The sequence below is a fragment of the Paenibacillus amylolyticus genome, from assembly GCF_003719335.1.
GTDB classification, from domain to species: Bacteria; Bacillota; Bacilli; order Paenibacillales; family Paenibacillaceae; genus Paenibacillus; species Paenibacillus amylolyticus_D.
Window position 1 is genome coordinate 53,583 of record NZ_RIAS01000022.1, and the last position, 14,422, is coordinate 68,004.

General features: G+C 44.3%; 15 protein-coding genes, 1 rRNA gene and 1 riboswitch. Of the genes, 2 read left to right on the forward strand and 14 right to left on the reverse strand.

All coding sequences use genetic code 11. The annotated features are described in order from the left end of the window. Positions 1 to 197 precede the first annotated feature (197 nt). Positions 198 to 451: riboswitch (cyclic di-AMP (ydaO/yuaA leader) on the reverse strand. Positions 452 to 693: 242 nt separating this feature from the next. Together EC604_RS26820 and EC604_RS26825 are read right to left on the reverse strand one after the other, a co-directional pair. Continuing rightward, positions 694 to 1,461 (reverse strand): TatD family hydrolase, encoded by a 768-nt coding sequence (locus EC604_RS26820; protein WP_123067064.1) that lies wholly within the window; start codon positions 1,459 to 1,461, stop codon positions 694 to 696. 377 nt (positions 1,462 to 1,838) lie between these two features. After that, positions 1,839 to 3,116, reverse strand: a complete 1,278-nt coding sequence (locus EC604_RS26825; RefSeq protein ID WP_123067065.1) for an HD domain-containing protein — start codon at positions 3,114 to 3,116, stop codon at positions 1,839 to 1,841. Between the two features lie 328 nt (positions 3,117 to 3,444). Between EC604_RS26825 and EC604_RS26830 the strand changes: the two genes are divergently transcribed. Continuing rightward, positions 3,445 to 3,699, forward strand: a complete 255-nt coding sequence (locus EC604_RS26830) for an AbrB/MazE/SpoVT family DNA-binding domain-containing protein (protein WP_017691383.1) — start codon at positions 3,445 to 3,447, stop codon at positions 3,697 to 3,699. A gap of 236 nt (positions 3,700 to 3,935) precedes the next feature. Here the strand turns inward: EC604_RS26830 and rsmI are convergent, their stop codons facing one another. The 10 genes from rsmI to EC604_RS26880 form a co-directional block, all read right to left on the reverse strand. Continuing rightward, a complete protein-coding gene (gene rsmI / locus EC604_RS26835) occupies positions 3,936 to 4,820 on the reverse strand; it encodes a 16S rRNA (cytidine(1402)-2'-O)-methyltransferase (RefSeq protein WP_123067066.1) in 885 nt (294 codons plus the stop codon). After that, positions 4,821 to 5,600, reverse strand: coding sequence for a tRNA1(Val) (adenine(37)-N6)-methyltransferase (locus tag EC604_RS26840; protein ID WP_123067067.1), 780 nt, complete (start codon positions 5,598 to 5,600; stop codon positions 4,821 to 4,823). It abuts the gene before it with no gap. A 75-nt stretch (positions 5,601 to 5,675) separates the two neighbouring features. Next, positions 5,676 to 6,044, reverse strand: coding sequence for a DNA replication initiation control protein YabA (gene yabA / locus EC604_RS26845; protein ID WP_123067068.1), 369 nt, complete (start codon positions 6,042 to 6,044; stop codon positions 5,676 to 5,678). A 28-nt stretch (positions 6,045 to 6,072) separates the two neighbouring features. Beyond that, positions 6,073 to 6,873: a PSP1 domain-containing protein gene (locus tag EC604_RS26850; RefSeq protein WP_123067069.1), complete on the reverse strand. Its 801-nt coding sequence runs from the start codon at positions 6,871 to 6,873 to the stop codon at positions 6,073 to 6,075. 114 nt (positions 6,874 to 6,987) lie between these two features. Further along, on the reverse strand, positions 6,988 to 7,959 hold the full coding sequence (gene holB, locus EC604_RS26855) for a DNA polymerase III subunit delta' (protein ID WP_123067070.1): 972 nt from the start codon (positions 7,957 to 7,959) through the stop codon (positions 6,988 to 6,990). 9 nt (positions 7,960 to 7,968) lie between these two features. Next, positions 7,969 to 8,412, reverse strand: a complete 444-nt coding sequence (locus EC604_RS26860; RefSeq protein WP_123067071.1) for a YaaR family protein — start codon at positions 8,410 to 8,412, stop codon at positions 7,969 to 7,971. A gap of 356 nt (positions 8,413 to 8,768) precedes the next feature. Further along, a complete protein-coding gene (locus EC604_RS26865; protein WP_047914178.1) occupies positions 8,769 to 9,098 on the reverse strand; it encodes a cyclic-di-AMP receptor in 330 nt (109 codons plus the stop codon). Between the two features lie 62 nt (positions 9,099 to 9,160). Further along, entirely contained in the window at positions 9,161 to 9,808 is a 648-nt protein-coding gene (gene tmk, locus EC604_RS26870; RefSeq protein WP_123067072.1) for a dTMP kinase, read from the reverse strand. 479 nt (positions 9,809 to 10,287) lie between these two features. After that, a complete protein-coding gene (locus EC604_RS26875) occupies positions 10,288 to 12,066 on the reverse strand; it encodes an aminotransferase class I/II-fold pyridoxal phosphate-dependent enzyme (protein WP_123067073.1) in 1,779 nt (592 codons plus the stop codon). A gap of 189 nt (positions 12,067 to 12,255) precedes the next feature. Continuing rightward, positions 12,256 to 12,441: a sigma factor G inhibitor Gin gene (locus tag EC604_RS26880; RefSeq protein ID WP_123067074.1), complete on the reverse strand. Its 186-nt coding sequence runs from the start codon at positions 12,439 to 12,441 to the stop codon at positions 12,256 to 12,258. 416 nt (positions 12,442 to 12,857) lie between these two features. Here EC604_RS26880 and EC604_RS26885 point away from each other — a divergent pair, with 416 nt between their 5' ends. Beyond that, positions 12,858 to 13,382, forward strand: a complete 525-nt coding sequence (locus EC604_RS26885; RefSeq protein ID WP_123067075.1) for a hypothetical protein — start codon at positions 12,858 to 12,860, stop codon at positions 13,380 to 13,382. Positions 13,383 to 13,677: 295 nt separating this feature from the next. On the opposite strand, the gene EC604_RS26890 is transcribed toward EC604_RS26885, so the two are convergent. Beyond that, positions 13,678 to 14,118: a hypothetical protein gene (locus EC604_RS26890; RefSeq protein WP_123067076.1), complete on the reverse strand. Its 441-nt coding sequence runs from the start codon at positions 14,116 to 14,118 to the stop codon at positions 13,678 to 13,680. Positions 14,119 to 14,349: 231 nt separating this feature from the next. Continuing rightward, positions 14,350 to 14,422, reverse strand: a 5S ribosomal RNA gene (rrf, locus tag EC604_RS31120); the annotation flags it as partial.

The window sequence follows — 14,422 nt, forward strand, 5'->3', positions numbered from 1 at the left end:
TCTACAGAACACAGATCAGAGATAATGACCGGTTCTGCACCATGAACCCCTCTTCGCAACATGATGTCATCCTCCTGAATACCTACCGTATGATGACAATATTTCTTTTATTCAAAACAAAAAAAGCCAAAGAAAGAGTGTAAGAGACCCTTTCGTGGCTTCCGAATGATTTTGAATATCGGAAATTCATGCACGAGGTTGCCTCTCTTTTTCCGCTTGCGAGGTTAGCTGTCGGGTTCGGGCGAAAGAGAGCCGCCCTATCTTAGGTCACCCGCTCATGGCGGACGCCCTTGAATTCACCCCGAGACCCAAAGAAGAAATCAAATACGGCTTCGCAGAACATTCCGCTGCTTTTGGGTCAGCGAACGATGCGCATCGGCTAGAATCACCGATGTTTAAGCCCTATTGGTTCCCCCGCTCTCCGTTAACGGAGACTCAGCGAGATTGATTCATGAAAAGTAATGTTGTCTCATCGGAAAGTGTCCCTTTGTTCATCCCCCGAACATCTGTCCAATTTTCCGCGCAACAATTCACTGAAAAGATGATATCCTGTTTTGATGCATGTTGTAAAGCACGGATCAAGTACGTTTTTCTAAATATTTGGTTAAAATATTGTAATATTCTGCAATAATTCGAAACAAAGAGCAAATTAACTCTCTGTATCTCCCTTTTTCACCTGATTTACTCGTTTTCTTATCGAATCCCAAATCGTTCCATGGCATTTTTGGTGGTAATTGCAGCAATTTCCTCTACCGAAATGCCTTTAATTTCCGCAGCTGCTTCAGCAACCAGACGTACATGCGCTGTCTCATTTCGTTTTCCACGATAAGGATGAGGTGTAAGATACGGGGAGTCCGTTTCCAAGAAAAATCGATCCATCGGTACCTTCGCAAGCACCTCTTTCGGTTGCTTGGCATTTTTGAACGTGACCGGTCCTCCAAAGGACAGATGGAACCCCAAATCCAGACACATTTTCGCCGTTTCCCAGCTTCCTGAGAATGAATGCATCACACCTCCAACCTCTCCAGCCTTCTCCTCGCGTAAAATACGTACAATGTCCTCATGAGCATCCCGATTATGGATGACAATGGGCATATTCAATTCCCGTGCCAATGCAATTTGTTGTCGTAATACGCGGTGCTGCACCTCCTTAGGAGAAGTGTCCCAATGATAGTCTAGACCGATTTCGCCAATCGCTACCACTTTTTCATGTTTGCACAATGATGCAATCCATTCCAGATCACCCTCTTGCATCGTAATTGCATCCACCGGGTGCCAGCCTACAGCTGCGTGGATAAAATCATACGTTTCGGCCAGTTTCATCGTCGTTGGAATCGTCTCCCGATTAAAGCCGATATTAATCATGCGAGTAACTCCCGCCTCAATGGCCCGCTGAATTATGTCCTCTCGGTCTTCGTCGAATTGTGGTGCATCCAGATGAGTATGTGTGTCGAATAACATGCTTTCTCGTTCTCCCTTCATGTCGAAAGTCAAATGCCGCTGATTTATTCATGGGAACTCCTCTTATTCTTGTACAGGAATTCTTGCGTTTGAATTTCAAATTTATTTTTTTTCATCATTAAATGATTGGGACAAGCATCAATTTCAGTATTTTCAGTTTTAGCACTCAAGCTACTATATATAGAAGGAAAATAAAAAGTCAAATCAACATCTTGCAAGAAAAGGCGTTGGAAACTGTATAATTACTCACTCGGATTACAAAATTATGTCGATCTACATATCCTCGCCATTAAAGCAGATTACTGTATCATGTAAAATAGCTCTCTTAGAAAGTCTTTTGATATCAAAATGTTTCACCCAGCTGCATCGACTCAAGATTACAGAAAATAGGGGCGTATATGGGACGGTAATTCATGAAGAATGGCATCCACCTTGTTTTGCGGATAGTACAAATGATGTTTGCCCAGATGAAGTCCACTGATCGAACGCACAATATCAGAAACTTCTGACAGCTCATGCAACTTGTCCTGCCGATCCAGCAGTAGAATTTGCTTATCGGTAGATTGATCTGGACGAAACACATCATACGGATTATCCGTCGGAAAATCAATTTCAAGATCATACTCGGGATTCAATCCTGCTTGTACAAAAGCTTCCCGAATCTCTTCAATGATGTCCAAGTCGATCTGTTCGAGTTCCACATATTTATATAACCTGCGATCCATAAAACGTTCGCACAACTCACTCAGAACAGAATCGTCCTCCTTACGCCACTGCATAAAGGCTGTTTGAATTAACGATTCGTCAAGCTGCAGATATTCATCAACTGAAATTTCTCCATGAAACAGTTTGGGCAGTGGCTCTACCATGAAACGGAATGGAAAGCCTTGCTTCACAAGTTGTTTTGCCCGCTTAAAGATTTGTCGCAATATAATCTCGGAGCTGCGCGTCACAGGATGGAAGTAAATCTGCCAATACATCTGGTATCGTGACATCAGATAATCTTCCACAGCATGCATACCAGACTCTTTAACTACAATTCGTCCATGGAATGGACGCAGCATGCGAAGAATGCGATCCAAGTCGATCGTGCCATAATTTACCCCTGTAAAGTAGGCATCCCTGAGCAAGTAATCCATTCGGTCCGCATCAAGCGGACTGGTTACCAGATTCACAACAATCGGTTTATCATACGTCTTCTGGATAACGGAAGCCACTTTTTCATCAAAATCAGGAGCATACCGTCTTAGAATCGCCCCTACTTCGGTATCACCCTTGATAATGCGGCATGTCCAATCCTCATGATTCATGTCAAAAGCCTCTTCAATGGAATGAGAGAATGGTCCATGTCCGAGATCATGAAGTAAGGCAGCACACAACGTCACCAGCTTTTCTTCCTTGGGCCAGTCCGAATAATGGCTTCGTTCAAACTGAGAGATGATCTTTCGGGTAATTTCATATACACCTAGCGAATGGGAGAAACGACTGTGCTCTGCCCCGTGAAAAGTTAGATAAGATGTCCCTAATTGACGAATGCGGCGTAGCCTCTGAAATTCAGGTGTATTGATCAATTGCCATATAATCGGTTCTTGCACATGAATATAATTATGTACCGGATCTTTAAATACTTTCTCTTCCGTCAGACGGTGTTCCATTTCGATTCACTCCTTTTAAATTGTTCTCTTGCCATAAAGAATAACGCGTCCAGCTTCAATTTTCACCAACAATTCGACATGAAATGACGAATTTTGTCGAACAAAGCACTTTTGTCGTTTTCCAAATCGACAAAGCTGACATGGATGTTTAAATACGAAAAATTGCTTTTAATCCCTTACCACCAGTAAACTTAAGAAAAACACCCTTTATTTTAAGCTAATTTTAAGGTTGACTGTTTTGGGAATCGTTGGTATGATGAGTATCATAAAACATAAAATAATGTCGAATAATGACAATGATAGTTAGCTGAGAGGAGCACTGATTATAATGATGAAATCAACAGGTATTGTAAGAAAAGTGGATGAACTGGGACGGGTAGTTATTCCAATCGAATTGCGTCGTACACTCGGTATTGGCGAAAAAGATGCTTTGGAAATCTACGTTGATGGTGAGCGCATCATGCTCAAAAAATACGAGCCAGCTTGTATCTTCTGTGGTAACGCTGAGAACGTAACTTACTTCAAAGGTAAAATCGTTTGTAACGAATGTATTTCTGAAATCCCTGCACCTGTAGCAAAATAAGAAAAACAAGTATACTGGAATTATCCAAATCGTTAATTCTAACCTTTTTATATTCCCTCATGGCCTTCCCGGTGTAATCTCACCGTTGGAGGGTCTTTTTTTTCACCCTTAAGAGCAGACACATATCTTTCACATTTTGGTGTGCTGCTCTTTTTACATTTTAAGGTTATATTAAGCTTTGTTTTAATCTCTCTTTAAGGTAATTACAACTAAATTTGGTATTTTTAAAATTTTGGCTACCCAATCAAAGCATTATATACGTCCCGTTTTGCCAACCCTCGATCAGCTGCTGTTTTTTTCATCGCATCTTTACGACTGTTTCCTTCATTTTCATAGTGTTCCACGTGTTCTTCCAGCGACAAAACCTGCCACCATGCTTCCCGTTCAGCCTTACGTTCCTCTTCCCTGATCCCTTCAACCAACAAACAATATTCACCTAGAGGCGGGTGCTCTTCGAGCCATTCTATACATTCCTTCAGACTACCTCTAACAAATTCCTCGTGCCGCTTGGTCAACTCACGAGCCAGTACAATGGAACGTTCACCCAGAATTTCTTCCAGATACATCAAGGTTTTGCGAATCCGGTGAGGGGACTCATAGAAAAGCAACGTACCATTCGACTCATTGAAAGCTTCCAGTACCTTACGCATGTCCTTTTTCTCTCGTGGCAAAAAACCACCAAAGGTAAACCGTTCTGTTGGTAATCCGGATACGATCAGAGCGGATAATGCTGCATTCGGACCAGGAATCGGTATGACCGTAATTCCGGCTTCGATTGCAAGCTTTACCAGATCAGAACCTGGGTCTGAAATGGCTGGTAATCCGGCATCGCTGACAAGTGCCAAATTTTTTCCTTCTATTATATAGCGTATCAGTTCAGGGCCACTCGCACCCTTATTGTGCTCATGATAGCTAAACAGCATGGAAGGTGTAATCTCAAAATGAGTGAGCAGCTTTCGCGTCTGACGAGTATCTTCAGCAGCAATAATATCACAGACCTGCAATGTCTTAATGGCCCGGAAGGTCATATCCTCCAAGTTTCCAATCGGTGTCCCAACCAAATATAACTTGCCTGTAGGTTCGGACTGCTCCCTAAAGCTTTTTTGGACTTGTAAAGACATCTAGTTTCCTCCTTCCTTCGATCGTTCGGCATCCTGCTGACCATAGTAGATCTCCATAATCTCATCGCAGTAGCTACCCTGTTCATTGTAGACAATAAGTGGCGGCAACATGCGTACCTCTGGCTTGCCGTCTTTCATCGCTTCAATCAACACCATGTTCGCCTCCAGATGAGCACGCGGGTGTACCATACGAATGCGCTTGGGTTCCAGCTTGTATTCGCGCATTAATGATATAATTTCGCCGAGACGCTGCGGTCTATGAACCATAGATACTTTCCCACCATTACGCACAAGACGATTGCATGCTTGAATGACTTCCTCAAGAGTACACCCGATTTCATGACGTGCCATGGCCTGATGGGTGTTCATCTTGAGGTCACTTCCATTCAACGGCATGTACGGAGGATTTACCGTAATGGCATCATATACCGCATGTCCAGTTTCTTTAACCAAATCTCGCAAATCTCCCTCACGAATATGGATGGACTCATCCAATTCATTCAACTGCACACTCCGGCGTGCCATATCTGCAAGTCGTGGCTGAATCTCAATGCCTTCCAGACTTGCCTGCGTACGTGTTGTCAGTAAAATAGGCACGACCCCATTTCCCGTGCACAAGTCCAGAACACGCCCGCGTTTCGGAACAGAAGCAAATCGGGCCAGCAAGACAGCATCCATAGAAAAACTGAACACTTCATCACTTTGGATGATTCGCAAATTATGAGAGAGCAGATCATCAATCCGCTCGGATTCCTGTAAAATTACTTCTTCGTCTGTCATAGGGTACTCTCATCCTCCGGTACGTTAAACGTTTATAACCTTGAAAAAAAACCGTAGGGAATCCCTACGGTCACTTCATTTATTCAAAAAAGACAGGCAGAACAGACAATCGCCTTCCGTCCGCAAATGTCCATAATAGACGTTGCAGATATGGAATCCTTCATGATACAGCCGAGCCAAGTTGTCATAACCTTCGCCCACTACATCTTCACCTGCAGCTGGACCCGCCGGTCTTGCGACAGGAGCAAGAGCAGATGAGATCGGCAGATCTGCCGGCGCTTCACGCTTAAGCAGTTTGCGTAACTGCTCATTTTCGATGGTAAGCCGCTGATTTTCTTCCAGCAACTCTTTGACAATCATTTTTAATTCTGCTAAATCACCGTGCAACTGACCCATTTGGGTTTCCATTTCATGAATGTGCGTAAACAGATTTTTCTTTTCCAAGTTTCCACCCCGAAGCAACCTTTATGGTTTACTTGATAACGACGTCATCCAGCGGAAGTTCTTTGACTTTACTGATGTCGAACAGTTGAACATGCACCGTGCGGTTACCGGCATTAATTCCGACAACTTTGCCTTCACCCAATGAGGTGACGACCAGTTTGCCTACAGCTGGCAGCTCTTCTCTCACGCTCTCATAATTATCATGCTCAAATTTCAGACAGCACATAAGTCTTCCGCACAACCCTGAAATTTTCGTCGGATTCAGTGACAAGCTCTGATCTTTAGCCATCTTAATAGACACAGGCTCAAAATCTCCCAGCCAGGAGGAGCAACACAACACACGGCCGCAAGGCCCTATTCCACCAAGCATTTTTGCTTCATCACGAACACCAATCTGTCTCAGTTCAATTCGTGTCCGGAAAATGCTTGCCAGGTCCTTGACCAGCTCGCGGAAATCGACTCTACCTTCTGCTGTAAAATAAAAAATAATTTTATTGCGATCAAACGTGAATTCTACATCGACCAGCTTCATTTTGAGGCCATGGTCTCTGATTTTATTTAAACAAGTACCGAATGCTTCTTTGGCTGCACGCTTGTTCTCATCCACCACACGGGCATCTGTATCACCTGCAACGCGGATAACCTTTTTGAGCGGCAAAACCACATCAGCCTCGCCCACTTCCTTCTTGCCCACGACAACCTTACCATACTCAACCCCTCGTGCCGTTTCCACGATCACGCAGTTTTCTTTCTCAATGGGAAGGTCCAGGGGATCGAAGTAATAAATTTTGCCCGCCTTTTTGAAACGGACACCCACTACACTGTACAAAAAATTAACCCCCTTGTAAGCCAACCCCACTTCGTCTGAAGCCCTGACTTCTTAGGGAACCCGCCGAAGTTATAACCGTTTGCATAGGATTGGGTCTCACGCGATCCTCCAGCCTTATGCCAAACCGATCAAAAATTGCTCCAGACAAAGCTGGCCATTGACATTAAAACGCAATTTTTTTCTGCATGCCGCGGCCAAATCCATATAGGAGACCCACTGCTCTGTGCTGCGGGTATGTGCCAACTGAGACAGCATGTCTAACTGATCTATAAAAACGATATGTTCATGCCTACCGTACTGAACATACAGCATGTCCCTGAACCACAAATGGAACAAACTAAGCAGCATGTCCAGGTGTTCCGAGAGTCCTGTTTTGAAAAGCTTCTGCTGTGCCGAGATCAAAGATGTACTTCCTCTGCCCAGGGACTCCTTCCCTAATTGTAACATTACGTTTCTAATTTCTGCAAACCAATTCTGCTGGAGAATTTCTCTACATGCTTCCAGTCCTGACGTCAAATGGACAGCAGGCCTCACCAGATTGGCGGGAAAACCTTCCTCAATCAACGATTGAAGCATATCCTCCGGATTTAGTGCACTGAAAGGCACCATCTGAGCACGTGAACGAATGGTAGGCAGCATGGCCTGTCCATTATCTGTAATCAGAATCCCAACCGCCGGAACTTGAGGTTCTTCTAAAAATTTTAACAAGCTGTTTGCAGCCTGAACGGTCATTTTCTCAGCCTGTTCTATAATATATACTTTGGGATGCCCCGCCTCTGAACGGTAAGAGAAAATGCGTTGCAAATCCCGAATCTGATCTATTTTAATGTTATTGCCATCCGGCGCAAGCATCGTCAGGTCTGGATGGTTTCTGTGTTCTACTTTGCGGCATTCAAGACATTGCCCACAGGCATCGTCCTCAAGCTCTGTGCAGAAGATTGCCTTGGCAAACGCCATGGCTGTCTGTAGCTGCCCACTGCCAGACGGACCGCTGAACAAATACGCATGACTGATCGCCTGGCGTCTCAGACTGCTTTGCAACAATTGCTTGGCTGCCTGTTGGCCCATAATTTGTTGAAAGGACATACTTCCTCCTCAGAAGCTTAAGTTAATAAGCATTCCCCGAATTTCTCCTACTTGTTGCAACAGAGAGATTTTTCCTTCTTCTGTATCCAATAACTCATCCGCCATAGATAACAGAGCCGAGTCAATCTCATCGATAAGTTTGTATCGTTTACCTCTGCCGCGGCGATCCCAACCCCTTGTCTCTTTCATCGATACACCGCGGCGGACTGTCTCTTCCAGAAACCTTTTGACAAGCTGTTTATATGCTTTCAGTTCACGAATTGTCATGGATCGAGCCAATCGATCACCCTGAAGCTGGATTTCGCTTAGTCGGCGGTTGAGTTCTGCTTGGGAAGCCCGCTCCCCCTGGTGATTCATCATATCAGAGAAACTTTTGGATTGAACCGGCTTGGAGCCTGAATCATTCGTATTGATTCCACTCTGCAGCGGTCTGAATCCGGGATTGATTTTCATGGGTACGCCTGCTTTCTATACCATCGTTAGGCCAATCGCACATCAGCACAGTGCGCATTGCGCCTGTGCGTAAGATGGGCCTTATATACTTGAATACACTGTATATATAATAGTAGATAAAAATGATCTTATCTACGATTCTGTTCGAAGTCGCCTCTCCCCAAAGAAGTACATCATTGCGAAGCAGAGTCTTCTTTGGGAGAGAGTGCCGTTTCTTTCCATCAACAAGGGCGCCCATAAGTGCCACGTAATTCATATGGAATACGTTCTTTTACATCGTTCGTTACCATCATGCAAGATGCAGTCATGCTATCGATAAATGAAAAACACTCACGGATTTCATCTGTACAAACGGATTAGAAATGCTCGAAACGATCTACCGGAAGAACAAACACGGTTGCTCCACCGACTTGGACTTCAACAGGTAGCGGCAGGTAAGAGTCGGTCGTTCCGCTCATCGGTGTAACTGGAGTTACGAGCTGTTCACGAACCTTACAGCTGCTGCGAATGACATTCATAACGGATTCGACTTGACTATCATCGACACCGATCATAAACGTCGTGTTGCCTGCCTTCAAAAATCCACCCGTACTGGCAAGCTTGGTTGCCCGAAAATTCGCTTTGACCAATGCGCTGGATAATCGGTTGCTGTCTTTATCCTGTATAATCGCAACAATCAGTTTCATCCTGCATAACCTCCTTTAGATTAAGCACTTTTAACAAAATGCCCTGTCTATATATTAGACAATTACTCGTCAAAATCCTTCATAATACCTGTTTCCAGCGACAAAATCATCGCTTTCTCCACCTCATCTGGTGTCTGTGAAGCATCAATAATTTTGATGCGTTCTGGAAACTGTTTCTGAAGCAGAAAGTAAGCTTCACGTACTTTTCGATGGAACTCCAGGTTCTCCAGATCAAGACGATTGACTTCACGTCCATCATGAGCCTCAATTCGACCAAGTCCCTGTTCTGGCTCAATGTCCAGATAAAGTGTCATGTCAGGCATCAGGTCTCCAATCGCAAAACGATTGATTGCCCACACATTCTCCATTCCGAGTCCGCGCGCATACCCTTGATAAGCAAGACTGCTGTCTACAAACCGATCACAGATCACGGTTTTGCCAGCTTGCAGTGCAGGCTCTACCTTCTCTGCTAGATGCTGACTGCGAGCTGCAGCATAGAGCAGTGCTTCGGTTCGTGCATCCATCGCCGTATGAAGAGGGTCAAGGATGATGTTACGTATTTTCTCTGCGATCTCAATCCCGCCAGGCTCTCTTGTAACTACGTAAGGTATACCCCGTTCTTCAAAATAAGAACCGATCCTGCCAATCATCGTTGTTTTCCCTGAACCCTCTCCTCCTTCCAGCGTAATGAATTTACCTCTGCCCTGCATATGCTTCCCTGCTTTCTGTATTCATTGCTGCATCCATTCATGGCTATTATGCATGTGCCTAGACCCTCTTGCTTCAAGATATGATTTCCTTCGCCCAGAGGTGTATTGTTCAACAACTGCATTTAATAACACAAAAATAATACAAGCTAGTTTTTCTTTCTATCATACTATAAGGTGGCTTTTCCTCCAACATGAAACGTTAGTCCTTTTTCAACCATACGATATCATCTTTGAAAGTGAACTCAACGCTTAACAGTACTCTGGATTCTGTAATTACTTGATTCTACTCCTGAAGCCGACGTAACCTGAACAAGAAGTAGAGAAGTGACAATGCTGATGGCCAATATCATTTTGGTTATTTCTATATCATATATAAATTCCTCAAGCTACTGATTTCCACATACAAGATTTTTTGAACGGCTAACCACCCTTGTCATGAAACAGGACACTGCTTGCTGGGAGCTGCACGAGTACTTTTCCTATGACTCAGGTTTCATGACATTTAACTTCTGATACGTATGATCCGAGATCCCCTGAAACTTGGCTCCTGCATCGCGTAGAATTCGAATTTGCTCGGCAACCTTTGAACTTATTCGTTCGCCGGGATACACCAACGGAATGCCTGGAGGATATGGAATAACCATCTCCGCCGATCGATATCCTGCGCAGTCTTCGATTGAAACTCCAATCATATCCATCTCTAAGATAGGTTGCAGGGAGAAGGCAACTGGCTCAGATAAGCGTTCACGTTCTTCTATATTGTTCCACGTGGAAACATAGATTGGAGTGTCAGTCTGAGTTTGAGCAGCCGTCCTGACAGACGCTGTGGATTCCAGTGAATGCTCCAACTTGTAGGCAACGTTAATATGCCGTAAAGCCTGCAACACATGCTCAGCATCCTGCATTGTGGAGCCAAGACTGAAGAGCAAGACGACGTACCTTTCGTCGCTCATCTCTGGCACACAGCCGCAAGCCTCCAGCTGCTGCTGCAGCCCATAACCGCTTAGTCCCCCTGTGTCGTCATATATGACGACCTTGAATGGGTCCTGTGCGGTATATCCTTTGCGGTCAGGCATCGCCGCCGGATTGTCATTGCCGTAGGCCGGCTCTTGCTGCAGCGAGTCCGCAGGCTGCAGCAACTGGAAGCGCGGCAACTCCGCGAGGCCGCGCTTCAATGCTTTCACGGCAGTAAGCCCTGCCGTGAAGGCATCTGCGCCGTGCACATGCAATAGCCGGCGCGAAAGATCAAGCGAAGCCATCACCGGATAGGATGGGCTTGAGCTTTGCACCATGGCCAGACGCCGCCGAAGCAGGGAGCGATTCAATCGCGATCCCTGAATGTGCAGCATGGCTCCCATGGTGAAGGCGGCCAGCATCTTATGCGTCGACTGCACTACACCGTCTGCTCCGCAGGACAGTGCAGAGACAGGCAGCTCCGAATGCTGCCCATAATGCGCGCCATGCGCTTCATCCACGAGTAGTGGCATGCCAGCCTCGTGGCAAACTTCGGCAATGGGTGTCAGATCCGCACCCATGCCATAATAATTGGGCAACGTGACAAATACACCCTTTGCCTCAGGATACCTCTGGACAGCAGCCTGAACCGTCTCAATGGACGGCACGACAGCAAGTCCAGATCCAGGGTCAACCCATGGCTCCAGAAATACCGCCCTTGCGCCCGCTAACATCAGTCCGTGAATAACCGATTTATGTACATTACGTTGCACCAGCACGATACTACCTGGCTCATCACAGATTGTGAGTAATAAAGACAAGTTTCCTGCTGTACTTCCTCCCACTAGGAAGAAACTTTCCTCCGCACCGAAACAATCCGCTGCCAGTTCCTGTGCTTCCTTGATCACTCCCTCAGGATGGTGCAGATCATCCGTACCTGTAATCTCCGTAACATCCATCTCCATCATGTCCAGATAAGCATGTACGGGTACAACATGTTTGGATTGATCTTTATCCTTCAATGAATAATCTAAAGCAGCCGAAATCTGCTCTCCCTCTTTGTCCCTTTTCTCCTGTTTCGTTTGTTCTACTCCTAAAACATTTCCGGTTTCTACTTTTTTTTCTATCCCTTTTTGCAGAGTATCTTCCGCTCCCTCAAACGGTTGCATCCATTGATGATAGACTTGTCCATTTTTATGTCCTGGCACATGAAATGAACGCTGCTTCGAATCACGATATGCGAGCAATGCTTCATATAAAGGAGCCCTATTTTTTCCTATACCTGATGTATTATGTTCATTCATAAGATATCCATCCTGTAACTGTTATTTTCGTAAAACATGCATCTTCACTCTTTATTTCAGCATACGCTTTCTGCACAAGTCAGACAAGGTAATCCCCTCTCCAACAAAAAAAGGCCTCTCGGGCCCCTATATAATCATTAATATTGATCATGTAAATTTCTAACCTCACAGTGAAGCATATAACGTCCTTTAAGCGTTCTTTTGCACCCAAATCTGTTTCATCTGATGAATAAAAAAGTTATACTTCGCATCCTTCGCATCGGTGTGAACCATCTCTGCTTCACAAGCATCACATATGAATTCAGATACAATAAATATGCCTTCTCTCTTCCGTTGCTCGCAAATGATACATGTGTGTTCGGCATGTTCTTCCATGAACCATCCCACCTTGTTTTACGTTTACTATCAGTATTGCACAGTTTCTATTATTTTAAACATTTTCATAGTGCTTTCTTTCTATAAAATATATATATTCGCTCCTCCCTTAATAGGTGTCTGTACAGAAAATATACAATGTCCTGTTCCGAGTCACGTTTATTCTTGAACCTTCAGCCTCACTCTTTTTCATGAATCAACACAGGATTTCCCCATGCAGGTTCACGCTGATCTAAACTACGATATAATAACCTTAAAAAAACTTGGAATTTCAGCCGATATATAAGATATGATAACGATAACAAAGTCCGTCGGGCATGCCACATTAATTATTTCTTTATCATCTTTATCTCTCCATACATATGTACACACGACTCTACTACTTACTCGTAACTTGAAGGAGGATTTAAAATCGTATGATCGCCGAACCGGAGAATAAGGCAACCTTTTATCAGTATCGCCTTCTGAAAAAAAAACCTATCGCTCGTAGCGTTATATATAGCTACCTGTGTCTGCCTGTTATCATGCTCATCTTTAATCTACTTGCCTTCTCCTGGAACGGCCTCTTCTTCTTTTTACTGGCTGGGCCAATTACTGTCTGGATCCATTATGTCATTGCGAGGACTATATTGTTACTGGTTCGTACTTCGTATGCCAAGCGTTGGCACTGGAACCTGCGTATGCCTTGGTTTGGCTATATACCCGATCAACACTTTAGTTATCGCATGTTTGTCCGAGTTCATCTGAATATGAGCTGGATTGGATTGTGTATCATTACTGTGTGCCTGTTATGGTCTCCAGTATCCTTCACACTTTCGCTGATATTCTGGCATCTGTGGTTACTCGGACCTCGCTTATACGTAATACTCATTCTATCCCGTGAACGTAAAGACGGTCTTGTTAAATTAAATGATCAAGATGTCTCTTATTATTTACAGTAAAATCGTTCTTTTCGTTATCCTTCTCCAAAAAAAGGTTATCCACTGTGGATAACCTTTTTTTGCTTCCTCCTTCTTTTATCCACAAATATAGGGGAATTCTCCCTTCTCCGTTCTGAATGGTTACTAAGCTCCGCTAACTTACCCTAGCCTTCAATGTATCTTATATCTATTGAAGACTGCATGTGCTGCCGTTTTCAACTTGCAGTAACACAAAAAAAGCCCTCATCGCTATCGATGAGAACTTCACTTTATAAGAACATCACAATGTTAACTCGTACGCTTTCACATCAATCCGTTAATCATCTTCTTCTAGTGACTTTACTGTGGTCTGGGTCGTTTCATTTCTGGGAACCATCAACGTAAACGAACCATCATGCACAGCCAACTGAACAATATGGCCATCCTTTGAGAAAACATGTACATTACTTGAGGCATTTGATGAACGCTTTGCTTGCCTTTCTGTCCAACCCCAACTTTTAATTTCGTTAAGATATACCTCAGGCAAACTCGTGCTTTCACTGATTCCAGACAACGTATATCGAACATAATCCATATCCGAATTGTTTTCGGACTGGTCAGATTTATTCGCTACTTTGGGTACAGGGAAACTTTTTTCGTTAACTGCACCTTCATATGAGATCCATACAGATCCTGAAGCTTCACCACATCCTGCGAGAACAATCGCCAGACAAAGCAACAGAAGTGAGTGGAGTCCAAATCTCCGCCAACTTAACACACACACCCTCCTTTTCACAGCTGCACAATCCAGCTCTTCGGTCAGGTACTTTTAGCATATTTAACATAGTCCTATTATACTGGTTTTATCCCTGCCATCCGTAACAAAAATGTTACCTTCCCATAACGAAGCTGTCAGCGATTTATGATTTGAAAAGAGCTATTCTTAGCAATTTCACATAAATGAACAAAAATAAAAACCACCACCGAACATCATCGGCAGTGGTTCTTTGCTTGGCGGCGTCCTACTCTCCCAGGACCCTGCGGTCCAAGTACCATCGGCGCTAGAGGGCTTAACGGTCGTG

Bases quoted from the DNA above. Each gene is read 5' to 3' on its own strand.
- EC604_RS26820 (WP_123067064.1), bottom strand. From the start codon at position 1,461: ATGTTATTCGACACACATACTCATCTGGATGCACCACAATTCGACGAA.
- EC604_RS26825 (WP_123067065.1), bottom strand. From the start codon at position 3,116: ATGGAACACCGTCTGACGGAAGAGAAAGTATTTAAAGATCCGGTACAT.
- EC604_RS26830 (WP_017691383.1), top strand. From the start codon at position 3,445: ATGATGAAATCAACAGGTATTGTAAGAAAAGTGGATGAACTGGGACGG.
- rsmI (WP_123067066.1), bottom strand. From the start codon at position 4,820: ATGTCTTTACAAGTCCAAAAAAGCTTTAGGGAGCAGTCCGAACCTACA.
- EC604_RS26840 (WP_123067067.1), bottom strand. From the start codon at position 5,600: ATGACAGACGAAGAAGTAATTTTACAGGAATCCGAGCGGATTGATGAT.
- holB (WP_123067070.1), bottom strand. From the start codon at position 7,959: ATGTCCTTTCAACAAATTATGGGCCAACAGGCAGCCAAGCAATTGTTG.
- EC604_RS26860 (WP_123067071.1), bottom strand. From the start codon at position 8,412: ATGAAAATCAATCCCGGATTCAGACCGCTGCAGAGTGGAATCAATACG.
- EC604_RS26865 (WP_047914178.1), bottom strand. From the start codon at position 9,098: ATGAAACTGATTGTTGCGATTATACAGGATAAAGACAGCAACCGATTA.
- tmk (WP_123067072.1), bottom strand. From the start codon at position 9,808: ATGCAGGGCAGAGGTAAATTCATTACGCTGGAAGGAGGAGAGGGTTCA.
- EC604_RS26875 (WP_123067073.1), bottom strand. From the start codon at position 12,066: ATGAATGAACATAATACATCAGGTATAGGAAAAAATAGGGCTCCTTTA.
- EC604_RS26880 (WP_123067074.1), bottom strand. From the start codon at position 12,441: ATGGAAGAACATGCCGAACACACATGTATCATTTGCGAGCAACGGAAG.
- EC604_RS26885 (WP_123067075.1), top strand. From the start codon at position 12,858: ATGATCGCCGAACCGGAGAATAAGGCAACCTTTTATCAGTATCGCCTT.